We start from the raw sequence: 25,526 nt of genomic DNA, 5'->3' as shown, positions 1-25,526 counted from the left end.
AGAGGTTGTTAAATTAATTAACTCCCTAGAAGACGAAGCTCGTGCCAATGATCACAAGCCTTGGTTAATCGTTTCTTCATTTGTCAATCCGCACGACATTACCCTATTTGGGCTATTCACACAATTACTACCAACATTTAATTTCTCTGTAGATCCTTCTGTTCCTTTTATACCACCAGCCCCGACAGCAAATGAAAACCTACTGACCAAGCCAAAAGCCCATAGCAATTACCGAGACGTGTATCAACAGGCATTACAACCTACATTAGATACACCATTTTACAGGCAACTATACTATTCACTTCATAAGCAGGTTGATGATGAAATGTATAAAGTATTTACCGCTCTTAAGAAGTCTATTTTCTATGAAAATACCATTGTAGTATTTACTGCAGACCATGGTAGTCTCGTTGGGGCCCATGGAGGCTTGTTTCAAAAATGGCATAATGCCTATGAGGAAGCTATTCATGTTCCACTCATTATACACAGTCCTAAACGCTTTGCTAACTGTCAAGAAACGGATATGCTAACAAGTCATGTGGACATTGTCCCCACGTTATTAGGACTTGCAGGCATTGATGTTCAAGAAGTCCAAGAGAAACTGAAAAAAGATCATACAGAGGTCCATCCCCTAGTAGGTGGTGACCTAACTTCATTACTGAACGGAAATCCAAAATTTACTCGAGGTGATGAGGCTCTTTACTTTATGACAGATGATGAATTTTCAAAAGGATTAAATCAATACACTCTAACTGGCCAACCATATGAGGCGGTTAAACAGCCTAATCATTTGGAAACTGTCATCGTCAAACTACCAACAGGCGATACGAACTCAATGGAAATTTGGAAGTTCACTCGTTATTTCGATCATTCACAATTTTGGAGTGATCCAGGCGTTGAAGATGTTGAAACGATCCAGAAAAAAGCGACAGATGTTTCCGAGGATCATGAGGCTGCTATTTGTATCACAACCACCAAAACTCAACCAGTCCCGGATCAATTTGAGTTATACAATATAACGAAAGACCCATTTGAGGAAATAAACCTTGCACACCCTACACATGAAACACCTGAATCAAAAGTGATTCAAAAACTGTTAACAGGAATCCTTCAAGAACAACGTAAACAGAAAAGACTTACTCCTTCTAGTGGTACGAATTCAGGAAAACCTTGAGGTTAATAACATAAGGTTATTCCTGATGCAAGTGGACGGTTCTTGTGCTTCTTTAAGGAAGCAAGAGAACCGTTCGAGATCAGTGAAAAAGTCGAAAACTATAACTTCGACTACTATATATGATGATCGTAACTTCAAACAGATACTACTTGTTGTAGTTGAATTCCCTCTTTTTAATAGAGATTGCACTTTTTCACTAGTCTCGAACCGTCCCTATGCTTTCTGAATTTCTTTTTCTGCAAAACCTGTTCCAATTTCATATGATAATCACCCCAAAAACTGGTAATATAGAACTATAACTTGAGAGATTAAAAAGGAAGGACGATTCCATGTCAGAGCGCCTCATCAGACTTGTACGTATTATTAATTTAGTTCAGTCAAGCCCTGGGATTAAGTCTAAGGAGCTGGCTGAAAGATGTGAAACGACGGAAAGAACGATTTATCGGGATTTGGAAATGTTAAGTGCTGCCCGTGTACCGATTGTAAGTGATGGGTACGGGAAGGGGAACAGGTTTGTTGGGAATTTTTCTTTGTACCCGCTAGATTGGACAGACGAAGAAGCTGTAGCATTCGGTATGCTGCCTAACATTCTTGATCCCATCAGCCATCTCGTTCCTCCTGACTTTTATCCAGCTTATGAAAAGGTGATGGCTACCAATCAAAAAGAAAAGAAAGACCTCCAAGATGTACTTCAGAAAATGGTTTCCATCATTCAAATGGGGACTCCTGCCTTTCAAGAACAACAACATAATTTTTTGTCACCAGTCATTCAAGCGATTTTGAATTTACGCACAATTGAGGTTGTGTATCATACACAGAGCCGCGATGTAACAACAGCCCGTTCGCTCGATCCGTATTATTTGATTCCTCGTGATCATCGTTTTTATTTGATTGTATTGCCACGAGAAACAAAAGGTGCTCACGTTCAGGTTGAGTCGGTTCCTTGAAGTGACACAAACAGATCAATTGAAAAACAAGAGTTTAATGTGAAAGACTACTTTAAACATACGTGGTCCATTATCCAAGGTACGAACAAGATCAAGTTTAAAGTGTTATTTAGTAAAAATATCGCCCGCTACATAAAAGAAGAAGAGCTATTTGTGAAACCGAAGCTAACCGAAAGAGAAGATGGTAGCTTGCTATTTGAGGTGACGCTAAATCATGACCGAGAATTTTTACAGTGGTTCCCTTTTACCGAGAGCAAAAAAGACTTGAAAGGTTTTTAAAAAAAGAAAGATTCTCAACAGAGGAGAACCCTAAAATCCTGAATTCGCTTACACCTTAGAGGATGGAAAATATTTCTTCCGCAAAGGTTGACACAATAACCTTTAGCAAATCAAAAAGCCTAACTAGTAAATTATGCTAGGCTTTTTGATTTGCTAAAGGTATAAACTTACTCACAAAATTTTTGATTGCTGAAGCAGAATGAGGTTGTGGTTCCTAGCTATGGGGATTCAATCTAAAAGTACTTCATTGTCAAAAGGTGATCGTATAATTATAGAATTTTTATTATATTTTAGTTTGATAATAAGAATAACTTAATTATCAAAGGGTGTATAAAAATGTTTTATAAATTTAAAAAACGTAAAAACCTTCCGAAAACATTAAAGGAGGAGAAAAAAGTTGAATTAGATACTAGTTATTCTAAACCTGTTCATATTAGTTTAGAAACCAACTTAGACTACCTGAAAAACGTATTAGGGGAAAGCGATGACTTTGTAATTCGGGAGTTTGAAACATTTATTAATAAACCAATAAAAGTATTTATTTGTTTTATCAATGGACTTGTGGATACTAATCAAATTAATCAAAACATTGCCAAACCTCTAATGGAACCAAACTCAAATCATTATGAAGCTACATCGATTGAAAGCATTCTTAACATAGTTAAAGGTCAAATTTTAACTGTAAACAGCTTAAAAGAAATGGAATCGATGGATGAAGTACTAGAGGCTATTTTATCAGGTCAAACAGCGTTATTTGTTGATGGGTATCATACCGTTCTTTCTGTTGACACACAAGGTTTTGCGTCAAGAGCTGTTGACGAACCCCAAACGGAAACGGTTGTCAGAGGGCCCAGAGAGGGGTTTACTGAGAATTTGGAAGTGAATACATCCTTAATAAGAAGGAAAATCATTAATCCAAATCTTACCTTTGAAAAAATAAAGTTAGGTAAGCAAACAAATACTACGATTAGAATTGGATATATAAAAGGAATTGCAAATCCCAAAGTCATTAACGAAGTAAAGAAAAGACTAAGACAAATTGATACAGATGCAATCTTAGAATCTGGGTATATTGAACAATTAATTGAGGATCACCCTTTTTCAATCTTGCCTTTAGTTGGAAATAGCGAAAAGCCAGATATTGTCGCAGCAAAACTATTGGAAGGAAAGGTTTCCATATTATGTAATGGGACGCCTTTTGTATTAACCATACCCCAGTTATTTATCGAGAACCTTCATTCTAGTGAGGATTATTACTCAAAACCTTATTTATCATCATTGATTAGACTCTACAGATTATTAGCTTTATTTATAACCATTTCATTACCAGCAATCTATGTTGCCCTTTCTACCTATCATCAAGGAATGCTTCCAACGGTTTTACTTACGAGTATAGCAGCCTCAGAAGAACCAGTTCCTTTTCCAACAGTTATTGAGGCCCTTCTAATGTTGATTATCTTTACATTGTTAAGAGAAGCAGGAACGAGAATGCCAAAGGCTGTAGGTGGAGCTGTTACGATTGTAGGGGGACTAATATTGGGTGAAGCTGCTGTACAAGCAGGATTTGTAAGTTATCCAATGATTATCGTTGTGGCCATTACAGGAATTTGCGTGTTTGTCGTTTCACCATTATCAGATTTCATTATTATTTCACGACTGGCTTTACTGATTATATCTGGATTATTAGGGCTTTATGGACTAGTTCTAGGAGGTCTTTTCTTACTTATTCATATGTGTTCACTACGCTCTTTTGGAACTCCTTATTTAGCACCTTTTGCTCCAGTGGTATGGGAAGAATTGAAAGATTCATTAATCCGTGTGCCATTCTGGTTTATGAAAGACAGACCCGTTTCCATTACAGGGCGTAAGTCGCGAAGACAGCATTTAACACTTTCTGATTTTCATTCTACCAAAGAGGGTGAGAAAGATTGAAGAAACAAGTCTATGTTTTACTAATGTGTTTATTGCTATTGATTGGGTGCTGGGATAGTAAAGAATTAAATGAAATTGGAATTGTTACAGCAATTGCTATTGATAAAGACCCTAAGAATGGAGAAATTATTTTAACTCAACAAACCTTAAATGCTTCTGTACTTAATGTTGCAGGGCAAGGTTCAGGGCCCCCTGTAAAAAATCATGAGTCGAAAGGAAAGACTATTTTGGACGCTATTCGAAATGGTACGCAAGAATTTGATCGAAAAAAATTTTTTAATCATAATAAAATAATCATTATTCATGAAAACGTGGCAAGAGAAGGCGTACTATCGATTTTAGATATTTTTGTTAGAGATTTGGAAGGACGCGGACTTACGTTACTTAGTATTGCGAGAGGAGGAAATGCAAGGGAAATCTTAGATATTGAGCCTGAAGGAATTGAAAAAATACAAGCAAGTTCTTTAGAAAAAATAATGGAAAATTATCAATATACAATGAAATCAAGCAAGGTAAATTTAAACGGTTATTACATGAAAGAGTTGGAAGAAGGGATCAATCCTATTGTGGGAATTTTACAAAAAGTAGATCATAAAGTGAAACTTATGGGAGTCGCAATCTTCAAAAAAAATAAACTAATTGGTAATCTCAATGAAATTGAAACACGTGGATATCATTGGGTCATTGGGGAGATGGGAAATGCGACGATATCAATACCGTCTTTAAAGCATGAAGATGAACTAGTGCAAATTGAAATGATCGGGGGAAATTCAACAATTAAACCTTTTTTAAATGGGGATAAAATTTCATTTACAATTAATAGTCAAGTAGAAGTGGCATTAGCTGAACAACAAAGCAAGAAACAATTTGATCCTGTTGAAAATTTGAAATATCTAAAACAAGTAGAAGAAAAAATAAAAGAATTCATTGAAAATGAAATGACGACGGCCATTGAAAAAGTTCAAAAGGAATACCAAACTGATATTTTTGGTTTCGGTAGGCAATTACACAAATCATATCCAAGAGAATGGGGTGAAGTGAAAGAAAATTGGGATGAGATATTTTCGAATTCGCCATATACTATAACAATTGATGTAAAGATCAAGCATACGGGTTTAATTCAAGGATCATTTAGTTCCGAGGAATAAGTTGTATTGATGCTCAGAATCAAGAAACATAAACAATGGAATAAGGAACTTTATTTCACTAGCCTTGCAAAAGTATCAACAGAAGAAAATAGACATATGAAACAAATGGATATATTTGTTTCATATGTATGTATTTGTATTTTTGATCAACGTTGTTTTCTGTGCTAGAGCCAAAAAATCGAGGTGGCATAAACTAGCCCTCGATTTTTTGGCATTTTTATCTGGAATATTTCGCTGTTTTGAGCGCTTTTCTCCCACTTGTTTGAAGACAGCTACTCCGCTACCATCTAGTCATTCTGGACTTCGTGGTTGATTGCTTTTTTGTCGTCCCTTCGAGTATCGTTGTAGGCTTTGATGTAAGCCTCTTAAGAAGGTTTCCCAGGCTTTTTCCGAGTAAATCCGAAGAAGTCTCTAACGTATTGCCTGTGGATGATTTGCAAGGCTAGTGACTTTATTTCCTTTATTCGATTTACAGTTAAAGCTGATAATATCTATTTTTTGTTTTTTAAGTACTTGGAATTAAAGTGTTTACCCATTTTTTTTTGACGTACCCACGTAATCATTGATAATAAAAGTGCCAATATCCCAAAAAGTGTTGGTAATGCCCAAGGATTTTCAATATTATGTTGTGATTGCCACGAAAATAAAATTTCCTTCAAATTCTAAAACTCCTTTTAACCTTTTTCTTTGACCATATTTTTCTTATAATTGATACTATTAAGAGAATGCTTGGAAAGACAAACAGTAAAGGTATCCATAAATTGTAAGGGAAAATATCTGTGCCGACATAGATATGTTCTTGGGCGCTTGTTGCCATAGTCATTCCCATGTATATTCCGATTATTGCTACTACAATAATAATAATATGATGATTACGTAAAAACAACAATTGTTGAATAGCATATACAGCTACAAATGCATGAATATAAAGCTTTAATATTGCGGTAGTTGTAAACTGCAAAACACTTATTGCATGAAGATTTTCAATAAACTCCCCGATGCTTATCTGTTGAATTAACAAGTACATTGGATACATGCTTTGTTGAAACAAACCTTCTCCTAATACAGTAATAGCTAATATATTTAATGACATAATTAGCATCCCAGATAAAAATGTAGCAATTAAGGTGGGCTTTATAATCCGTCCAGTTTGTTTAGTAAGTGCCCAAATCATTGCCAATTCCAATGATTGTGCAAATGTTTGTGTTAAGCCAAGAGGCCAAATTTCTCCCCAAATTACTTCCCAACCATTTGCTAAAAATGGCTGTAGATTGTCAAGATTTATAACCCCTGATCCTAAAAGTAATATTAATTGTATTACGAAAAGAGTTAAAAGAATAGGAAATATTAATTCTCCAATTCGTCCTAAAACCTCGATTCCATATAATAAGCCTACAACAATAACAAACATCGTTAATCCAAGAAAAACCAATGGAGGGGTATTGGGGAGTAATGTAGTTGAGACAGCGAATTGTAAATCAGCTAATATACGCCCAACATCGTATAATGCTAAAAGAGGATAGAGCCATGCTATCGGAATACCAATCCACGGACCTAGTTGTGCTGGGTACCACTCGACAAGTGTTAAACCCGGATTCAGTCGCATTATGACAGTATAAAGGGCAACTATAATTGCTCCTATAAATGTTGATAACAAAATAACAAGCCAAGAGTCTCTACCAGCTCCAGCTGCAAAACCAAAGACAACAGTTGTCCCAAGTTGATAAAAAATTGTAATGCAAAACAGTTGATATAGAGAAATTCTTCCCATTTCAAATCTCCTAACATAAACTTTGAAATTCTATAATATGACAGATGACTGCGTTAGTGAATTTGACTTCTTTTTAGTATTCTCCAAAAAAGAATTTAAATCCTGAATTATTCATACTTCGAATTTAAGTCGTAACTGAAACTAAAAAAACAATAAGTTGTCGTACTGTAAATTGAAATGCTAGTGACTTTAGCTACTTCAGTTGTAATATAAGAATTTCGATTGAAATTAACCCGTTTTTAGACAGACTACTCCCTTAGTCGGGAATTACAGTTTTCAAAAAAGTGGTACTGAGATTATTTTTCATTTTAATTTCAGTCTTTGAACTCGCTGAAGTACTTTCCAAAAGAATTCTTGGTACACGAAACTTGAAGCGAGTTTAACGTACAAGGATCGTCCTGACTTTACTAATTTACTGGCAACTTTACTAATTCGTGTACGTATCGTCTCAATTTGCATGGTCTTTTGCTCTTTTGGAAAACAAAGTGTACGTAACCAGTTCGTTAAGTTATACGCCAATAAACTCAACATCATTTTCACTTCGTTTACTTGGTAAGAATGGCTATTCATATTATCAAAACCGAACCCATTCTTGGCTTCCTTGATGTAGTTTTCCATCGTTCCTCGTTTTTGATAACTAAGAACGCTCGTTTTAGGAGAAAAAGCATCCACTAAATTTGTCACAAAGAAGGAATGAGTAAACAGTAATTCACCAGCTGGACGTACTGACTTGATAATTACTTTTCTAGGCTTAGACCAAGAATTAGCTTGATAGATGGTTTCTTCGTAATAAATTTCCGCCTAAAGCAAACCATTTTATCTATAGATTGATAATAGTGGTCATCCTCTTCAATGCAAAATAATTGAGGAGGTTATTTCTTGTTACAGCTGTATCTTTCAAAAAAGTACACAATGATAATGCAACCCTTTTCACTTTTTTGTGAAAAAGTATGTATTAATTTATCTTTACAAAAAATTTATACTTAACATAGTTTGAAAATGCTTTCAGGAAAAAGACATGGAGGGATAGAAGATGGATAATACTTGGCTTGAATTAGAAGGGAAAGTTGCCATTGTAACCGGTGGTGCTTCTGGAATTGGATTGAATATTTCCAATGAATTAGTAAGAAATGGTGTAAAAGTGGTTGTTGCCGATTTGAATGGAGAAGAAGGACAACAAGATAACGGCGCTTATTTTGTTAAGTGTGATGTAACAAGTAAGGAAAGTGTGGATCATACGGTTGCAAAGACTGTTGAATTATTTGGATCAGTGGATATCCTAGTAAATAATGCGGGTGTCAACCTCCCAAGACTATTAGTTGATGACAAAGGTGAAAAGCCAGAATATGAATTAAGTGAAAAAGATTTTGATTTTATGGTTGCAGTAAACCAAAAAGGTCCTTATTTATTTGCACAGGCTTCTGCTAAAGAGATGCTTAAGCAAAAGCAAGGTGTGATTATTAATGTTTCATCGGAAGCGGGTCAAGAAGGGTCTGCTGGACAAAGCTGTTACTCTGCTACAAAAGGAGCAGTCATTTCTTTTACTCGTGCTTGGGCTAAGGAATTAGGAAAACACAATATCCGTGTTGTTGCGGTAGCTCCTGGGATCTTAGAAACAACAGGGTTAAGAACAGGTGCTTATAATGAGGCATTAGCATATACTCGTGGCGTTACAGTAGATGGATTAACAACCGATTATAGTAAATCAATTCCTCTTGGAAGAGAAGGAAAATTAACTGAAATAGGCGATCTAGTTTCTTACCTCGCTTCAGATCGTGCTAGTTATATTACAGGAACGACTTTAAATATCTCAGGTGGGAAATCCCGCGGATAATAAAGCTAGCGCTGGTTAGGGTAAAGAAGACAGATTTTAAGCCTTTTTGGATGGGACATGGACAGGAAATAGGAGCAGCAATGCTAGTTCATTACCATTTCCTGTTAATGTCTGGCATTCATTTTTCAACAGAAGAGGTGATAAAATGTCTGACCTAAAGATTGAAGGAAGGAATTACCAGATAATTGAGATAGCCCGAAAAAAAACGTACAGCACCTTAAGTAATCTTGCGGAAACATTGGGCGTTAGTACGAGAACGATCCGAAATGACATTAAGCAGATAAATAGTGACTTAAATGGAATTGCATCATTAGTGAAAGAAAAAGGAAAAGGTTATCGGTTATCTATTGAAGATGAGCAATTGTTTGAGAATTTGGTTAGCCAAAATAATTCAGAGAGAGCGTTTCAAGACTCACCAAATCATCGAATTGCACTGATCATTGATCGGCTCATAAACAGTGAAGAGGTTTATACACTTGATGAGTTAGCTTTTGAAATGAATATTGGAAGAACGACGCTTGTAAATGAATTAAAAAAAGCCTCAGTGTCCTTAGAGACTTATAATCTAAAGGTTTATGGCAAACCAAATAGTGGTATGCAATTAAGTTATGAGGAAATTGAGCTTCGGTTCTTTATTTTAGATAACGTATTTGATTTTTTGTATGGTACCTATCCATTAGACCAGGACGTTATCGATGAAATTGTGAGGATTTCCACCCTTCATGATTTGGAATCCACCACTCAATCTAGATTAACTCAATTTATCATTGTGATGTTGGACCGTCTTTTAAAAAATCATCCTCTTAAAGAGCTAAATGAGAAACATAACAAGTTATTGGATACAAAAGATTATCAAATTGCCTTAGAGTTGGCAGCTGTTATTGAACGTCAATTGCCAATTAAGATTCCAAAGCCTGAAATTTTGTTTATGACTATACCAATTGCAGGGCGAAGAACGCCGACAAACAATCGGACATTGGCTAATGTAACAATTACCGAGGATATAAAAAATCTCTTAGAATCGATTGTCGAACAGGTTGGTTTTAATAAGGAAATTATTAAAGAAAATGATTCTTTTTTTAATGATTTACTATTTCATCTAACTTTTATGCTAAACCGACTGATGTTTGGTTTGCGGTTAAAAAACCCTTTGCTCGCTGACGTGAAGGAGAAATATCCTGTAGCGTTTAGGATGGCCGAGATTGCTGGAAAAGTAATTGAAAATAAGTATGATCTTGAAGTTTCTGAAGATGAACTTGGTTATATAGCTTTTTACTTTGGAGTGTTTATTGCTCAGGGCGAAATTAAGGTGAAGCGCTTGCAGAAGGCAGCAGTTATTTGTGGGACCGGAAGAGGAACGGCTAAATTAGTGTCTATTCAATTGCAACGTATTCTTAATCAAAATACTGAGATAGATCTTTATTCAGAAAAAGAAGTTACACAAAATCTTTTAGCAAATTATGATATTGTATTCTCGACAGTTACCTTATCATTTGAAACTAGTACGCCACTAATCATGATAAGTGAAATCTTTGATGAGGATAGTATTTCAAGGAAAATTGAAAACGTAACCTATATGCAAAATTTAAAGCTTAAAGATGGTAGTAATCATAACGCTATCGTAAAGCAGTTAATTAACGAAGAAAAATACTTCACTTTGGATAGTACAAAAAGTTATCACGAAAATGTGGGTTCAATGATAGATGATTTAGTGATGAGAGGTTACTTCGACAAAGGTTTTAATGAACGTTTGAAAGAAAGAGAAGAAAAAGGGTCGATGGTGTTTGATAATCATATAGCTTTACCGCATACATTTAACCACGAGTCCAATGGAATACAACTTGCATTGGGTATCTTTCCTGAAACAGTCATGGCTGATGGAAAGGAAATAAAGCTTGTCTTTCTATTAGGGATACCGGAAAAACAATCGGAAAACAGTGAGCATCTGTTAGTGAAAATTTATGATGAAATTATTCGAATAGCTACTGACAAACAGTTAGTTGAGAAATTGGCTCAAACAACTAGTTATCAAGAACTAACTCAACTCCTCAAACAATCAAGTGTATTCTTTGACACTAGAGATTGATTGAGTTACGAAAATTTGGAATATAACACTTCGCTAACTTTAAAAGAAAAAATACAATTAGACCAGAAAGCAATTCTTAGTGTAGAAAGGTCAAGCGTGAAAAACATCATATAGAAAAGGGATGATGAGATGATTTGGTTTTTAATTGTCTTGATAGGAGTAGCGTGGCTGGTCCAGAGTATACTTGGTTTTTTTCAAATAAAGCATTTTAATAAAAAATATGCCGAAATGAGATCGATGGGACGAGTAGCAATTGGTAAAAAAACAGGCCGGTTTCGAGCTGGTACGGTTGTGATGTTATGTATTGATAAGAGAAATAAAATTCTAAAAGCAGCAAAAATGCAAGGTGTTACTGTTTTCTCTCGTGTGAGGGAATTAAAGGGTTTTGAAGGCAAATATCTTTTGAAAATCTCAGAGGAAGACTTTAACGGTGTTGATAAATTAACTAGACTTGCCATTCATGACGCTTTAAGAAGTTATGACATCATTTCTCAGGGTGGGGAGTTAAAAGTAAAAAAGGGTTGGATTGATTATCTCATTCCTAAGAAGAAGTAAGTAAAAGGAGGTTTTATATGATGGATATTATTATTCGTTTAGCAGAAGGATTTATGAATTTATTTAGACACGGTGGAGAGGTGTTTGTTGATCTAGTAACAGGAATTGTTCCACTTCTAATTATGTTACTCGTTGCGATGAATGCAATAGTTCGTTTTACAGGGGAAGAGAAAGTAGAAAAGCTTGCAAAAAAATCTGGGAAAAATCCATTTACAAGGTATTTCGTGTTACCTGCTGTTGGTACATTTATTTTAGCTAATCCTATGACCCTATCACTTGGTAGGTTTTTACCAGAAAAGTACAAGCCAAGTTACTATGCAGCTGCAACGTATTCATGTCATACACACAACGGATTGTTCCCGCATGTAAACCCAGGTGAATTATTTGTATTCTTAGGAGTTGCAGCCGGGATTACGACGTTAGGACATGATGTAACTGAATTAGCACTTCGTTATTTCTTAGTGGGGCTTGTAACAAACTTTTTAAGAGGTTGGGTAACAGATTTGACTACAGCATATGTTGCGAAACAACAAAACATAAAACTAAAAGATACAGTTCAATTATAGGTGGTGGAAAAAAATGACAACATATCATTCAATTAACGTTTTAAAAGGTGCAGGGGGATTTGGAGGACCGTTACAAATAACTCCAACCCCAGAGAAAAACAAAGTTGTTTATATTACTGGAGGGCAAAAACCCGATATTGCCGATAAAATTGCAGAATTAACTGGCTGTGAATTAGTTGATGGCTTTAAAACATCGGTTCCAGAAGCTGAAATGGCATGCGTGATTATCGATTGTGGTGGAACGTTACGCTGTGGATTATATCCTCAAAAAGGAATTCCAACTATTAACATTATGCCAACAGGTCAAAGTGGACCACTCGCAAAACATATCACAGAAGATATTTATGTATCTGGCGTAAAAGTTGATACCATTGAGTTAAGCGAAGAGGCTGAAGTCACTCAATCAACGGTTGCAACAGAAAATAATGAAAATGAAAACAGTAAACCAGAAGGAAAGTATAGTACAAAAAAGAAGATCAGTGAACAACAAGCACCAAAAGGGTTTATGGCAAGAGTCGGAATGGCGATGGGGTCAATTACAAGTGTATTTTACCAAGCTGGACGCGAGGCTATTGAAACAGTCATTAAGACAATTCTTCCATTTATGGCGTTTGTTGCCATGCTGATTGGAGTCATTACCGAATCTGGTATTGGTGATCTGTTTGCAAAATACTTATCACCATATGCTGGTTCCATTTGGGGATTAATTGTCATCGCACTTATATGTTCATTTCCACTCCTATCACCTTTTTTAGGACCTGGTGCCGTTATTGCGCAAGTAGTTGGAACGTTAATTGGGGTTGAAATTGGAAAAGGAAATATTCCTGCAAATTTAGCGTTACCTGCATTATTTGCAATTAACTCTCAAGCTGCAGCAGACTTTGTTCCAGTAGGATTGGGTCTTGCAGAAGCTGAGGTTGAAACAGTAGAAGTAGGGGTTCCATCGGTTCTTTATTCAAGGTTCTTGACAGGGGCACCAACAGTCTTTATTGCGTGGTTGGCGAGCTTTGGATTATACGATAGTTAATCCTTTTTTGGGAATGTGGATTCTACATTCGTAGAATCCTGAAAATATAAAAAAATATTTGAATGAAAAAAGGAGAATGAAAATGCAAACAAAATATAAAACACAGATTAATAAAATTGGACCTTCCGTATCAGAATTTCTAGGTGAAAAAATGCTTATCCTTTTTGGCGAAAATGCACCAGCTGAATTAGCAGATTATTGCTTGTTAATAGATGTAAATGGAATTGAAAACGACATTGAAGTTGGAGACAGACTTCAATTAGGCGAAAAGGAATACAAAATTACTGCTGTAGGTGATGCTGTGGAGAAGAATTTGTCTTCTCTTGGCCATATAACTTTAAAATTTGATGGGTCAACGACTCCAGAATTACCTGGTTCACTTTATTTAGAGGATATAGAAATTAGTGAAGTTAACCCAGGTGATTTACTTCAAATTTTCGCGAAGTAATAGAAATGAAATAGGAAAAGATCATTATAGCTTAACTTTTGTTGCATTATCTTCATATGAAGAAACATCAAGAGTTAGGCTATTCTATTATATTATCCTCGAAAGGGTGTGCCGATTCATGCAGTTAGTCATTGATTCAGCAAACATTGAGAAAATCAGAAAGCTAAATGAATATTACCCAATTGATGGAGTAACAACGAATCCCAGTATAATTGTAAAAGAGCAAAAACCATTCCTTCCATTATTAAAAGAAATTAGAAGTGTAATTGGAGAGGAGAAAGAACTATTTGTTCAAGCATTAGCCGAGAAGGCAGAAGATATCGTTAAGGAAGCACGGTATCTTCGTAACACATTATCGGGAAACGTAGTAATTAAAGTTCCTGTTACTAAAGAAGGAATTAAAGCAATAAATCAGCTAAAAGTTGAAGGCATTCCAACATTGGCTACAACTGTATACACTCCAATGAATGCATTTTTAGCAGCTAAAGCAGGTGCTGACTATGTAGCCCCATATGTCAACCGAATTGATAATCTATCTGGAAATGGGGTAAATGTAGTATCTGAAATAACTCAGATTTTTTTACGTCACAACCTATCATGTAAAGTGTTAGCAGCGAGTTTTAAAAATGTTCAACAAATACACAATGTATGTTTAGCTGGAGTACATGGTGTTACGACTGCACCTGAATTAATAGAGGAAATGATCGGGCACCCGTCAATTGAAGCGAATGTTAAGCAATTTAAAAAGGAATGGTTAGATTTGTACGGTGAGGAAAGTATGAATTTAATTTCAACTAAATGATTTACTTTAATTTTTGGAGGGTGAAAAAATGATAAAGGGTATCGTTTTTGATTTTGATGGATTAATTATAGATACAGAATTAGCCTTATATGAAGCTTTTTGTGAGTTATTAAAATTAGATCCTAGTGAACTACCAATAAAGGATTATGCCTTTTACATTGGTACCGATTCTAGTGCGTTACATGACTTTATTCTAGAAAAAGCAAATGGAAGAATGACACTTGAGGAAATAATTGAAGAGTCATCTATTTTACATAAAGAAAAACTAAAATATGCAATCGCTCGTGATGGAGTTAAGGATTATTTAAAAGAAGCCAAGAGCAAAGGATTGAAAATAGGATTAGCCTCAAGCTCAAATAGAGAATGGATCAATTTTTTCTTACAAGAACTACAGTTGCTAGAGTTTTTTGACGTCATCCAAACTCAGGATGATGTAGAGAAAGTAAAACCGGATCCAACACTATATCGAAATGTAATTAACGATTTTGGGATACATCCATCTGAAGCTATTGCATTTGAAGACTCAGCAAATGGAGCTAAGGCCGCTATCGGGGCAGGATTAAAATGTGTGATTATTCCTAACAAAGTAACTGAAAATCTACATTTTGAAAACTACCATTTGAGAATAATGAGTATGAAAGAAAAAACACTCTCTAATGTGATTGAAATTATAGAAAATTCATAACTAAATTATTCAACTTTCGCAGACGCTTGGAAAAGTCGATAATACATTAAAGAAGTTAAAGTATTTAGGAATCAAACGGTAGCAACAGCCATTTTTACTACTCAGCAATCTTTGAAATAGGTTATTGATTTGATTTTTCGTTTTTGGGGGAAATAGATGAATGTTTACGTTTAAAAAGCGGTTGATAGTTCAATTTCTTTTCACTGTAGCGCTTATTACTTTAGTAATAAATATTGTATATTCTCATGTGAATGACAGGAAGCCTAGGGTTGTTGTTGTTTTGAAAGCATTAGAATCTGAGTCAGAGTATTGGACAATTGTAAGTGAAGGAGCCAAAAAAGCCTTCAAAGACTTTAAGATTGATGGTCAAGTGATTGGTACTCATAATTTACAAGTCACAGAACAAATAGAAATCTTAAGAGATGTTCTGAAAACAAAACCTGATGCACTGATTGTTGCCGCCATCCAACCTACTTCGATTATTCCTATTTTAAAAGAATATAAGAATAACAATATTCCTATTCTACTTGTTGATACCGACTTAGATTGGGATGGTCAGACAATGTATATAGGTACGGATAACTATGACCTAGGTGTAAAATCCGGTCAATTGTTGGGTTCTATGCTGCAGCCTGGGAATCAAGTGGCGCTTATTCATTCAACTAATGTCAATCCTGATATGGTTAAAAGGTTGAAAGGGAGTAGAGATGCTTTGGAGCCCATTGGGGTCAACATTGTTACGGAACGGTCTGCTGATAACGTATCGGGAGAAGTAGAAATAGCAATAGATGAAATTTTACAGAAGTATCCAAACATTAAAGGGATATTTGCAGTTACCGATACAATTGCAATCAATACTATGAGGGAATTGGAGAAAAATGGATACAAAATCCCCGTCATTGGTACGGACGGTACATTGAAGATGTTAAAAGAAGTTTCAGAGGGTAGAATAAGTGCTACCATAGCTCAAAACCCTTATGATATGGGATATTTAAGTGTTTTGAATGCACTTAATACGATAAAGGGAAAGCTCTCTGAAGATAGATTGGATACTGGGGTAGATATCATAATCAAAGAGAATTCGGTAGATCGAATGAATTTTCTAGCTACTAAACTAAAATAATGGCTTAATAAGGAGTTATTTAATCTTTCATAAAAAGGAGAATACGAATATGGCAGAAAAAATATTTACAATAATTGATAAAACGGGTATTCATGCACGACCAGCAACGCTTTTAGTTAAAACCGCGGGTCGCTTTAATGGAGAAGTAAATCTTGAATATAAAGAGAAAAGTGTAAATTTAAAATCAATTATGGGTGTTATGTCTCTTGGAATTCCTGAGGGAGCTCAAGTGAAAATCGTTACAACAGGTTCAGATGAAAACGAAGCACTAGAAGCAATCACTGAGACATTAGAAAAACAGGGGTTAGCAATATGATGATTCATAGTATTAAAGGCATTGGTGCATCGGCAGGGATATCAATTGCAAAAGCATATTGCTTAGAAGAACCTGAATTAAAAATAGAAAAAAGAGTAATCGAAAATACTGAAAGCGAGCTTAAACGTTTTCAGGATGCAGTTAATCAATCCGAATTGGAACTTCAACAAATAAAAGAACATGCGCATCAGGAACTAGGTGCGGATAAAGCAGAGATATTTGAAGCACATTTATTAGTATTAAACGATCCAGAATTAATAACTCCTGTAAAAGAAAAAATTAAAAACGAAAGCATAAACGCTGAAGGAGCAATAAAAGAGATTGCTGATATGTTTGTTTCTATGTTTGAACAGATGGAAAATGAATATATGAAAGAACGTGCTGCTGACATCCGGGATGTAACAAAACGAGTTATCGCCCACTTGTTATGTGTTCCCGTACCGAATTTAAGTTTGGTTTCTGAAGAAGTCGTAATTGTTGCAGAAGATCTTACGCCTTCAGATACGGCTCAATTAAATCGTCAATATGTGCAAGGGTTTACGACGAATATTGGTGGCCGAACTTCCCATTCAGCTATTATGGCAAGGTCTATGGAAATTCCTGCTGTAGTTGGCGCAAAGGTAGTAACACAAGAGATTAAAAATGGTCAATTAATCATTGTTGATGGTATTGACGGTAATGTGATTATAAATCCTTCTTCAGAAGTAGTAAAAGAATATGAAAAGAAAAAGGCTCAGTTTGAAGCACAAAAAGTAGAGTTGGCAAAGCTCGTAAATGAAAGTACCATTTCAGCTGATGGCTGCCATATAGAACTGGCGGCTAATATTGGTACTCCTGATGATGTAAGAGGAGTTCTTGAAAATGGTGGTGAAGGTGTCGGTTTATACCGTACAGAGTTTCTATATATGGGCCGCGACCAGTTACCAACAGAAGAAGAGCAATTTGAAGCTTATCGAACGGTATTAGAATCTATGGAAGGAAAGCCTGTTGTTGTACGTACGCTTGATATTGGTGGGGATAAAGAGCTTCCATATTTAGATCTTCCAAAAGAAATGAACCCGTTTTTAGGATTCCGTGCCCTGCGACTCTGTCTAGAAATGCAGGACATGTTCCGCACTCAGCTTCGTGCTTTATTGCGAGCAAGCATGTACGGAAACTTAAAAATTATGTTTCCTATGGTTGCAACACTAGAGGAGTTCCGCCAAGCAAAAACTATTTTGTTAGAAGAAAAAGAAAAACTGAAGAGTGCAGGTAGCACTATATCCGACGATATTGAAATAGGGATAATGGTCGAAATTCCATCTACTGCCGTGACGGCAGATTTATTTGCAAAGGAAGTTGACTTCTTTAGCGTCGGAACCAATGATCTAATTCAATACACAATGGCTGCCGATCGTATGAATGAACGTGTTTCTTACCTTTACCAACCATATAACCCAGCCATTCTTCGATTGGTTAAAATGGTTATTGATGCTGCACATAATGAAGGAAAATGGGTAGGAATGTGTGGAGAAATGGCAGGAGATGAAGTGGCGATTCCAATATTACTTGGACTTGGCTTGGATGAGTTTAGTATGAGCGCGACTACTATCTTACAGGCAAGAAGTCAAATTAGTAAACTATCAAGAGTTGAAGTCAGCACTGTAATAGAACAAATTCTAAATATGAAGTCAGCTCAAGAAGTGGAAGAGTTAATTAAGCGGAAGTTTTTGACTAAATAAGCTATTGATAATGGAAGTTAACGAATCATCTTATATGAGACATGTTTACCTTTAAACTTTATAAGAGATTAGAGTATCAAAATAAAAACTTTAAAATATAAATCGGAGCAAAGGAGAATGAAAAATAATGCCTATTTCTTTTAATTATTCAAACGTATTACCATTTATGCAAAAATCTGAGGTAGAGAACTTAAGAGACTTTGTTTCAGTAGCCCATACCAATCTACATGAAAAAAGAGGTGCAGGGTCTGATTATCTTGGGTGGATAGACCTGCCAAATAGTTATGATAAAGACGAATTTTCTAGAATTAAAAAAGCTGCTGAAAGAATACGTGGTAATTCTGAAGCTCTAATTGTAATAGGGATTGGAGGATCTTACTTAGGTTCACGGGCCGCGATTGAGTCATTATCGCATACATTTCACAATCAAATGAGCAATACTACTCAAGTGTATTTTGCTGGTCAAAATATTAGCTCTACTTATGTAACTCATTTGTTAGAGATCTTGGAAGGTAAAGATATTTCAATTAATGTCATATCTAAATCTGGTACTACTACTGAACCTGCTATTGCTTTCCGTATCTTCCGCGACTATATTGAGCAAAAATACGGTAAAGAAGAAGCAAGAAGACGTATTTATGTTACCACAGACCAAGAAAAAGGAGCATTGAAACAACTCGCGAACGAAGAAGGTTATGAAACTTTTGTTATTCCTGATGATGTAGGTGGAAGATTTTCCGTACTGACAGCAGTTGGTCTTTTACCAATTGCTGCTGCAGGACTTAATATTGACCAAATGATGGCTGGAGCTGCTGCTGCTGCTCGTAAATATAATAATTCGGATTTATTAACAAATGAATGTTACCAGTATGCAGCTGTAAGAAATGCACTTTATTCTAAAGGAAAGTCAATTGAGCTGTTAGTAAACTATGAGTCATCTCTTCATTATGTTGCTGAGTGGTGGAAACAATTATTTGGAGAGAGTGAAGGGAAAAATCATAAAGGACTGTTTCCTGCTTCTGTTGATTTTTCAACAGATTTACACTCCTTGGGACAATATGTCCAAGAGGGCCAACGTAATATGATTGAGACAGTAATACAGGTTAAGAAACCACAGACTGAAGTAACCATTCAAGAAGATCCAGCTAATACCGATGGTTTGAATTTTCTAGTTGGAAAAACAATGGATGAAGTGAATAAAAAAGCGTTCCAAGGTACAGTATTGGCCCATGTAGATGGTGGAGTGCCAAACATGGTTGTAGAACTGGATCAATTAAATGAGTTTACATTTGGTGAAATGGTTTACTTTTTCGAGAAAGCTTGTGGAATTAGTGGATATTTGTTAGGCGTTAATCCTTTTGATCAACCAGGAGTTGAAGCGTATAAAAAGAATATGTTCGCTTTACTGGGGAAACCCGGTTTCGAAGTCGAGAAAGAAAATTTAATGAAGCGTTTACTAAATGGATTGGAGTAGTAATAAAAAAATAGACATAATCTGAAAAAATGGTGAAGAGCCCTTGTTTTCAAATCATAAACTCTGGCAATCCTAGTGATAATTTCACTCGCTAGTTCCTCAAGGGTATATCAAAAGGCGTGAATAATACGACAAAAGTGATTAAACGAATGTCGTATGGAATTAAGAGTTTTGAACGATTACGAAAGAAAAAATTGTGGAGACAAAATAGTCCGAGTACAGCTGCTAGCCCAGCTGTACTCGGAAAAGAGTCTGTGAAAGAGAGTAGATTGGATAAATCTGCACCACCATAATTGACAGAGAGCCTCATTTTATTAATGCCATTAATTAGGGATTCTAAGTATTCTATATGTTATCAGTATTGTTTGATCATAAATAGTTCTAAAGAGTCTTTTTTATCCTTTTTAGTCCTTAAATAGAAAGGAATTCTACCGAAAATTAGATTCTAAAATAGTAATTTTTTAGCCTGGTTCAATTAAGGGCTAGGATTTTTAATTAAAGGTTTAAAAAAATGGCAACAATACGATAACGAAATTGCATTTTCCTTTCGTTGTTAGAAGGAGTGTAATCATTTTATGATAGAAATGTAAGGGTCTTCACAATAACAGAGAAGCTTTTATTAAATCCTTTGGCTGATTCGAGATATCGTACTTAGACATTTAATAATTTTCTGTTGATTAAATAGGTAATACAATCATACTTCGTATAAAAAAATATAGATTAATTGTTAAATAGTTTCCTGTTTGCTTCAAATTAAGTTCGTATATATGAAGTAGATCACCAACGAAGAACCGTTAAATTTTTCAAATCGAACAATTAAAACACAAAAGAATAAGGAGATCGGATGTGAAGATGAAGGAAAATATCTATGTGGTTTCTGACTCAGGTTGCGAAACAGCTGAGTCCATAGTAAAAGCAGTTACAGCTCAATTTAATGGAGGAGATATCAAAATCAAATATATTTCTTATGTAGATGATATCAAGGATCTTAAAAATGTTATTGCTGCCTCCAAGGATAGTAATTCTATTATTGCTTATAGTATTATAATTCCGTTTTTAAAGCAATATCTTGATCAGAATGCAAGAGAAGAGGGAGTTATAGCGGTTGATTTAATGAATCCACTTATGGAAGTATTTATTCAAAAATTTAATAAAGTTCCAAAAGGTGAACCAAAACTAATTAGAAAATTGGATGATGACTATTTCCGACGAGTTGAAGCAATTGAGTTTGCGGTGAAACATGATGATGGACAAGATATTAGAGGCATTAAACTTGCTGATATTGTATTAGTAGGTGTATCCCGAACATCAAAGACACCGCTTTCTATGTATTTAGCACATAAAGGATATAAGGTGGCGAATGTACCTTTAGTACCAGAGATAGCACCTCCTGGTGACCTTTTTGAGATCCGAAAAAATAAATGTGTTGGCCTAGTGATAACACCAGATAAATTGAATGAAATTCGAAGGGAACGGTTAAAAAATTTAGGATTAACGATTCAGGCGAATTATGCAAATTTAGAAAGGATCCTTGAGGAATTAGATTATGCTGAAAATCTTATGAAACGAATAGGCTGTCCAATCATAAATGTTTCAAATAAAGCAATTGAAGAGACGGCTGATTTAATATTAGCAATGTTAAAAAAGAGAGGAGTCGTATATCATGAATAAATTTGTATATATGTTTGATGAGGGGAATAACAAAAAGGAACTCTTAGGGGGAAAGGGAGCTAATTTAGCTGAAATGACCCGAATAGGGTTACCAGTCCCTTTTGGTTTTACCATTTCAACAGAGGCCTGTAATACATATTATGATACAGGAAAAACCATTTCGACAGAGATCGAACTTCAGGTTTTAGAAGCTCTTAATACCCTTGAAGAAAAAACAGGTAAAAGACTTGGAGACCCAGAAAAACCGCTACTTGTTTCTGTCCGCTCCGGTGCGGTGCATTCGATGCCAGGAATGATGGATACCGTTTTAAACCTTGGCATGAATGATGAAACCGTGGAGGGGATGGCAAAGCTTACAAATAATGACCGTTTTGCATATGACTCTTACCGTAGGTTTATTCAAATGTTTAGCGATGTTGTTCTACATATAGATGGTTTTTATTTTGAACAATTATTAGAAGAAATCCGAGAAGGAAAGGGATATCATTCAGATCCTGAAATGACTGCAGAAGATTGGAAAGAAGTGATTAATGGTTATAAGGATATTGTTAAGAGGCATACGAAAAGAACTTTTCCTGAAGATCCAAAGGAGCAATTATTCCTCTCCATCAGTGCTGTTTTTGATTCATGGAATAACCAACGTGCCATTGTATACCGCCGTCTTCAGAAAATTCCTGGACACCTTGGAACAGCAGTGAACATTCAAAGCATGGTTTTTGGAAATATGGGCAATGATTCTGGTACTGGAGTTGCTTTTACCCGAAATCCATCTACAGGGGAAGCTAAGCTTTACGGTGAATATTTGATAAATGCTCAGGGAGAGGATGTTGTTGCTGGAATTCGTACCCCTCAACCAATTGCTACCCTCCAAGATGAAATGCCAGAAGTATATCAGCAGTTTGTTGAGACTTGTCACCTTCTAGAAAGGCACTATCAAGACATGCAGGATATTGAGTTTACAGTAGAACGTGGTGAACTCTTTATACTTCAAACACGGACTGGTAAAAGAACAGCTCAAGCAGCAATTAGAATAGCTGTTGAATTAGAAGAAGAACTAATTATAAGTAAAAAAGAAGCAATTCTGCGTGTAGATCCTGATCAGCTTAACCAGCTGCTTCATCGTCGAATTGATGAAGCATATGTACGGAAACAGTTAGCTAAAGGTCTACCAGCTTCTCCTGGGGCAGCAACAGGGCAAGTCGTATTTGATGCAGATGAAGCAGAAAGAATAGCAAATGACAAAATAAAGGTTATTCTTGTTCGCCCAGAAACGACACCCGACGATATTCATGGAATTGTTGCTTCTCAAGCTACCGTTACTAGCCGTGGAGGAATGACAAGCCATGCAGCAGTTGTTGCAAGAGGAATGGGAAAACCTTGTATATGTGGCTGTGAATCTATAAAGATAGATTTGAAATTAAAGCAATTTAAAGTGGGGGATACGATCGTGAAACAAGGTGATATTATTACGGTCGATGGATCTACTGGAGAAATCATGTTAGATGAGATTCCCATGATCGAGCCACAGCTTTCAGACGAGTTTCAATTGTTGCTAACTTGGGCAGATGAGGAAAGATTACTTGGCGTTAGAGCAAATGCTGACAATCCAGAGGATGCTAAAAAAGCTTTTGAATTTGGAGCAGGTGGAATCGGATTGTGCCGTACAGAGCATATGTTTATGGATGCACATCGAATCCCAATTGTTCAGGATATGATTCTTTCTGAAACATATGAAGAACGTAAAGTCTCTCTAACTAAGCTATTGCCAATGCAGCAAGAGGATTTTGAGGGAATCTTTGAAGCGATGCAAGGGCAGCCTGTAACGATTCGATTATTAGATCCACCTCTTCACGAGTTCTTGCCGGATAAGGAAGAACTACTTGTTGAAGTAACAAAGCTACAAATATTAGATTCAAATTCTAAAGAATTAAATGATAAGGAACAGCTTTTAAGAAAAGTGCGGCAATTAGAAGAATTAAACCCGATGCTAGGCCATCGAGGCTGCCGTTTGGGAATGATATATCCTGAAATTTACATCATGCAGGCAAAAGCAATCTTTTATGCAATTGCGAAAGTAATAGAAAACGGGGTGGACGTAAAACCAGAAATTATGATTCCTTTAGTTGGTCATGTAAATGAGTTAAAAGAAATGCGTCAATTAGTAATTAATGCTGGCATGCAAGTTAAGGAAGAAACAGGACTGGAATTCGATTGTCTCATTGGTACGATGATTGAAGTTCCACGAGCAGCCTTAACTGCTGACCAAATTGCTCAAGAGGCGGACTTTTTTTCCTTTGGAACAAATGACTTAACTCAAACTACCTTTGGATATAGTCGTGATGATGCAGAGGGGAAGTTCCTTCAAGCTTATATTGAAAACAAGGTTCTCCCAGAAAATCCATTTTCTTCACTTGATCAAGAAGGGGTAGGTAAACTTGTTGAAACTGGTGTAAATCTTGGTAAGGAATCCAACCCAAGGTTAAAAACAGGTATTTGCGGAGAACATGGAGGAGAAAAAAATTCAATCCAATTCTGCCAAGATGTTGGACTGGATTATATTAGCTGCTCACCATACCGTGTACCTCTTGCACGTCTTGCTGCGGCTCAAGCTGCTATTAAAAATGAACAAAAACAGTGCGAAAATGAACTACTTCAAATATAAAAATGATTAAGAAGCTCAAGCAGGTTTTTATAGCAAACTATGAAGATGAGAAATATGTAAACTAAAAATCTGAATATTGCGGAATATATTAAGGATAAGCGAAGCTCTATGAGTGCTACATCCATTTATCAAAAGCAAAAATGGAGCAGCATATAGAAACCATACTTTCTATGACCACAACAGAGGAAGTCGTATCATTTGTTTTCATATAGGAACGAGCTCAAAAGAAAAAAATTTGAGATCGTTCCTTTCTCAATTACTAGCTTTTATTTTGATTCCGCTTCGCTCTACCATTTGAGGTAGAGGTACATAGAATTGTGAAAAAAACAAGACTGATAAACAATTTATTATTTAAAGCCCCTCTAAACATGCCTTAAGGATCGATTAAAATCTTCATTTTGCGAATATCTGTTTTGTGGAAGAAAAATTAAAAGATATCCAAAAAAAGATGGAGCAAAATCCTTTTATATTGTTTTGGTGAAAAAGGTGAAGGCAACAAATAATTTGCAACAGGTTGTCCAACATATGGAGAGTAGTTTAAATACTGCAGGTTATGGTGATACGAAGAAGTCTGTGATCACATTTTGATCACAGACTTAAATAATTTAAGTTTAATAGAATTAATTAGAATTTTCACTATCCTTGCCCGAACAAATGGCTCGATGGAGAAATAAATAATTACGATGAACTGTATCAATCTTTAGAGAAGTTAGCACTTAAAATGAATGCAAACATTCTTGATGAATCTTTACAAGAACTTGGGGCTTCAAAAGGGGCGTATGTAGAATTTTAAGAAATGAATGAGCTAGGGAAATTAGAGACACATAAAGCGATTGAATTAAACCCACGTAGTAGTGAATTACAAAATATAAAAACAGTAATCCATGATATGTTACAGGCATATGAACGGCTAACAGGCTTAGAGGAAGCACCTACGTTCATTCTATAATAGATATAATTCAACGTTGTAAGATGATAACGTGGAGGGCTTACTCTCTATGAAACAGTGAAAAGGAAAACAGTCATGAGAATAGTTACTGTATAACTTCTCTTTGTATCAGTGAAAGTGGTGGCATAGTACCGTCGAAGTGTCTAATCAACATGGAGGGATAGCCACTAGACTAATAAAGATGAGTTTAATCATGCAAGGCAGTTCTTTATCGGTTAATAAGGTTCTCGTAAGAATAAAAGAGGTTCACCTCCCACGGGAGGCACCGACTTATTGAAACGGAAGAAATGAGATACAGTGACCTAGAATAGTATAGTTCGCCCACTGTATCAATGGTTCAAATGAATTGGATTAGT

General features: G+C 35.7%; 22 protein-coding genes and 2 pseudogenes. 21 read left to right on the top strand and 3 right to left on the bottom strand.

Annotation, left to right across the window (positions count from 1 at the left end):
• The 5 genes from SAZ04_RS16040 to SAZ04_RS16025 all read left to right on the top strand — a co-directional run.
• On the top strand, positions 1–1,174 hold a 1,174-nt coding region (locus SAZ04_RS16040; RefSeq protein ID WP_332697049.1), incomplete at its 5' end, for a sulfatase-like hydrolase/transferase.
• Positions 1,175–1,503: 329 nt separating this feature from the next.
• Entirely contained in the window at positions 1,504–2,121 is a 618-nt protein-coding gene (locus SAZ04_RS16035; RefSeq protein ID WP_488803350.1) for a helix-turn-helix transcriptional regulator, read from the top strand.
• Positions 2,122–2,160: 39 nt separating this feature from the next.
• On the top strand, positions 2,161–2,400 hold the full coding sequence (locus SAZ04_RS23725) for a WCX domain-containing protein (protein ID WP_488803349.1): 240 nt from the start codon (positions 2,161–2,163) through the stop codon (positions 2,398–2,400).
• A 336-nt stretch (positions 2,401–2,736) separates the two neighbouring features.
• On the top strand, positions 2,737–4,332 hold the full coding sequence (locus SAZ04_RS16030; protein ID WP_332697047.1) for a spore germination protein: 1,596 nt from the start codon (positions 2,737–2,739) through the stop codon (positions 4,330–4,332).
• The gene (locus SAZ04_RS16025; protein ID WP_332697045.1) at positions 4,329–5,480 is read left to right on the top strand and encodes a Ger(x)C family spore germination protein; all 1,152 of its coding nucleotides are present in this window, start codon (positions 4,329–4,331) and stop codon (positions 5,478–5,480) included. The genes SAZ04_RS16030 and SAZ04_RS16025 overlap by 4 nt, the downstream gene beginning before the upstream one ends.
• 491 nt (positions 5,481–5,971) lie before the next feature.
• Here SAZ04_RS16025 and SAZ04_RS16020 read toward each other — a convergent pair whose 3' ends face one another.
• The 3 genes and pseudogenes from SAZ04_RS16020 to SAZ04_RS16010 all read right to left on the bottom strand — a co-directional run.
• The gene (locus tag SAZ04_RS16020; RefSeq protein ID WP_332697043.1) at positions 5,972–6,139 is read right to left on the bottom strand and encodes a hypothetical protein; all 168 of its coding nucleotides are present in this window, start codon (positions 6,137–6,139) and stop codon (positions 5,972–5,974) included.
• Positions 6,136–7,251, bottom strand: a complete 1,116-nt coding sequence (locus SAZ04_RS16015) for a GerAB/ArcD/ProY family transporter (protein ID WP_332697041.1) — start codon at positions 7,249–7,251, stop codon at positions 6,136–6,138. Before SAZ04_RS16015 ends, SAZ04_RS16020 begins: the two co-directional genes overlap by 4 nt.
• Before the next feature lie 303 nt (positions 7,252–7,554).
• Positions 7,555–8,052 (bottom strand): annotated as a pseudogene (locus tag SAZ04_RS16010) (transposase); the annotation flags it as partial.
• A 232-nt stretch (positions 8,053–8,284) separates the two neighbouring features.
• Between SAZ04_RS16010 and SAZ04_RS16005 the strand changes: the two are divergent.
• The 16 genes and pseudogenes from SAZ04_RS16005 (at position 8,285) to SAZ04_RS15930 (ending at position 25,170) form a co-directional block, all read left to right on the top strand.
• A complete protein-coding gene (locus SAZ04_RS16005; protein WP_332697039.1) occupies positions 8,285–9,085 on the top strand; it encodes an SDR family oxidoreductase in 801 nt (266 codons plus the stop codon).
• A 145-nt stretch (positions 9,086–9,230) separates the two neighbouring features.
• Positions 9,231–11,171: a BglG family transcription antiterminator gene (locus SAZ04_RS16000; RefSeq protein ID WP_332697037.1), complete on the top strand. Its 1,941-nt coding sequence runs from the start codon at positions 9,231–9,233 to the stop codon at positions 11,169–11,171.
• Positions 11,172–11,300: 129 nt separating this feature from the next.
• Positions 11,301–11,726 (top strand): transcriptional regulator GutM, encoded by a 426-nt coding sequence (locus tag SAZ04_RS15995; RefSeq protein ID WP_332697035.1) that lies wholly within the window; start codon positions 11,301–11,303, stop codon positions 11,724–11,726.
• Between the two features lie 20 nt (positions 11,727–11,746).
• Entirely contained in the window at positions 11,747–12,292 is a 546-nt protein-coding gene (gene srlA / locus SAZ04_RS15990) for a PTS glucitol/sorbitol transporter subunit IIC (protein WP_332697057.1), read from the top strand.
• Positions 12,293–12,305: 13 nt separating this feature from the next.
• Entirely contained in the window at positions 12,306–13,319 is a 1,014-nt protein-coding gene (gene srlE / locus SAZ04_RS15985) for a PTS glucitol/sorbitol transporter subunit IIB (RefSeq protein ID WP_332697033.1), read from the top strand.
• An 82-nt stretch (positions 13,320–13,401) separates the two neighbouring features.
• Complete coding sequence (locus SAZ04_RS15980; protein WP_332697031.1) at positions 13,402–13,767, top strand: PTS glucitol/sorbitol transporter subunit IIA; 366 nt, start codon at positions 13,402–13,404, stop codon at positions 13,765–13,767.
• Positions 13,768–13,885: 118 nt separating this feature from the next.
• Positions 13,886–14,569, top strand: coding sequence for a transaldolase family protein (locus SAZ04_RS15975; protein ID WP_332697029.1), 684 nt, complete (start codon positions 13,886–13,888; stop codon positions 14,567–14,569).
• Between the two features lie 31 nt (positions 14,570–14,600).
• A complete protein-coding gene (locus SAZ04_RS15970; protein WP_431309020.1) occupies positions 14,601–15,254 on the top strand; it encodes an HAD family hydrolase in 654 nt (217 codons plus the stop codon).
• A 160-nt stretch (positions 15,255–15,414) separates the two neighbouring features.
• Positions 15,415–16,377 (top strand): sugar ABC transporter substrate-binding protein, encoded by a 963-nt coding sequence (locus SAZ04_RS15965; RefSeq protein ID WP_332697025.1) that lies wholly within the window; start codon positions 15,415–15,417, stop codon positions 16,375–16,377.
• Between the two features lie 49 nt (positions 16,378–16,426).
• Positions 16,427–16,693, top strand: a complete 267-nt coding sequence (locus tag SAZ04_RS15960) for a phosphocarrier protein HPr (RefSeq protein ID WP_332697023.1) — start codon at positions 16,427–16,429, stop codon at positions 16,691–16,693.
• Positions 16,693–18,414, top strand: coding sequence for a phosphoenolpyruvate--protein phosphotransferase (gene ptsP, locus SAZ04_RS15955; protein WP_431309019.1), 1,722 nt, complete (start codon positions 16,693–16,695; stop codon positions 18,412–18,414). The genes SAZ04_RS15960 and ptsP overlap by 1 nt, the downstream gene beginning before the upstream one ends.
• A gap of 127 nt (positions 18,415–18,541) precedes the next feature.
• On the top strand, positions 18,542–19,888 hold the full coding sequence (locus tag SAZ04_RS15950; protein ID WP_332697021.1) for a glucose-6-phosphate isomerase: 1,347 nt from the start codon (positions 18,542–18,544) through the stop codon (positions 19,886–19,888).
• 104 nt (positions 19,889–19,992) lie between these two features.
• Positions 19,993–20,094 (top strand): annotated as a pseudogene (locus tag SAZ04_RS23530) (transposase); the annotation flags it as partial.
• Positions 20,095–20,740: 646 nt separating this feature from the next.
• Positions 20,741–21,559 (top strand): pyruvate, water dikinase regulatory protein, encoded by an 819-nt coding sequence (locus SAZ04_RS15940; RefSeq protein WP_431309018.1) that lies wholly within the window; start codon positions 20,741–20,743, stop codon positions 21,557–21,559.
• On the top strand, positions 21,552–24,221 hold the full coding sequence (gene ppdK / locus SAZ04_RS15935; RefSeq protein WP_332697017.1) for a pyruvate, phosphate dikinase: 2,670 nt from the start codon (positions 21,552–21,554) through the stop codon (positions 24,219–24,221). The genes SAZ04_RS15940 and ppdK overlap by 8 nt, the downstream gene beginning before the upstream one ends.
• Before the next feature lie 796 nt (positions 24,222–25,017).
• Positions 25,018–25,170 (top strand): hypothetical protein, encoded by a 153-nt coding sequence (locus SAZ04_RS15930; protein ID WP_332697015.1) that lies wholly within the window; start codon positions 25,018–25,020, stop codon positions 25,168–25,170.
• Positions 25,171–25,526: the final 356 nt, after the last annotated feature.

Source organism: Halalkalibacter lacteus (genome assembly GCF_036663595.1).
Classification (GTDB): domain Bacteria; phylum Bacillota; class Bacilli; order Bacillales; family Bacillaceae_D; genus Halalkalibacter; species Halalkalibacter lacteus.
This window is presented reverse-complemented; position numbering and strand designations above follow the sequence as displayed.

Bases quoted from the DNA above. Each gene is read 5' to 3' on its own strand.
- SAZ04_RS16035 (WP_488803350.1), top strand. From the start codon at position 1,504: ATGTCAGAGCGCCTCATCAGACTTGTACGTATTATTAATTTAGTTCAG.
- SAZ04_RS16030 (WP_332697047.1), top strand. From the start codon at position 2,737: ATGTTTTATAAATTTAAAAAACGTAAAAACCTTCCGAAAACATTAAAG.
- SAZ04_RS16015 (WP_332697041.1), bottom strand. From the start codon at position 7,251: ATGGGAAGAATTTCTCTATATCAACTGTTTTGCATTACAATTTTTTAT.
- SAZ04_RS16005 (WP_332697039.1), top strand. From the start codon at position 8,285: ATGGATAATACTTGGCTTGAATTAGAAGGGAAAGTTGCCATTGTAACC.
- SAZ04_RS16000 (WP_332697037.1), top strand. From the start codon at position 9,231: ATGTCTGACCTAAAGATTGAAGGAAGGAATTACCAGATAATTGAGATA.
- SAZ04_RS15995 (WP_332697035.1), top strand. From the start codon at position 11,301: ATGATTTGGTTTTTAATTGTCTTGATAGGAGTAGCGTGGCTGGTCCAG.
- srlA (WP_332697057.1), top strand. From the start codon at position 11,747: ATGGATATTATTATTCGTTTAGCAGAAGGATTTATGAATTTATTTAGA.
- srlE (WP_332697033.1), top strand. From the start codon at position 12,306: ATGACAACATATCATTCAATTAACGTTTTAAAAGGTGCAGGGGGATTT.
- SAZ04_RS15980 (WP_332697031.1), top strand. From the start codon at position 13,402: ATGCAAACAAAATATAAAACACAGATTAATAAAATTGGACCTTCCGTA.
- SAZ04_RS15975 (WP_332697029.1), top strand. From the start codon at position 13,886: ATGCAGTTAGTCATTGATTCAGCAAACATTGAGAAAATCAGAAAGCTA.
- SAZ04_RS15965 (WP_332697025.1), top strand. From the start codon at position 15,415: ATGTTTACGTTTAAAAAGCGGTTGATAGTTCAATTTCTTTTCACTGTA.
- SAZ04_RS15960 (WP_332697023.1), top strand. From the start codon at position 16,427: ATGGCAGAAAAAATATTTACAATAATTGATAAAACGGGTATTCATGCA.
- ptsP (WP_431309019.1), top strand. From the start codon at position 16,693: ATGATTCATAGTATTAAAGGCATTGGTGCATCGGCAGGGATATCAATT.
- SAZ04_RS15950 (WP_332697021.1), top strand. From the start codon at position 18,542: ATGCCTATTTCTTTTAATTATTCAAACGTATTACCATTTATGCAAAAA.
- SAZ04_RS15940 (WP_431309018.1), top strand. From the start codon at position 20,741: ATGAAGGAAAATATCTATGTGGTTTCTGACTCAGGTTGCGAAACAGCT.
- ppdK (WP_332697017.1), top strand. From the start codon at position 21,552: ATGAATAAATTTGTATATATGTTTGATGAGGGGAATAACAAAAAGGAA.
- SAZ04_RS15930 (WP_332697015.1), top strand. From the start codon at position 25,018: ATGAATGAGCTAGGGAAATTAGAGACACATAAAGCGATTGAATTAAAC.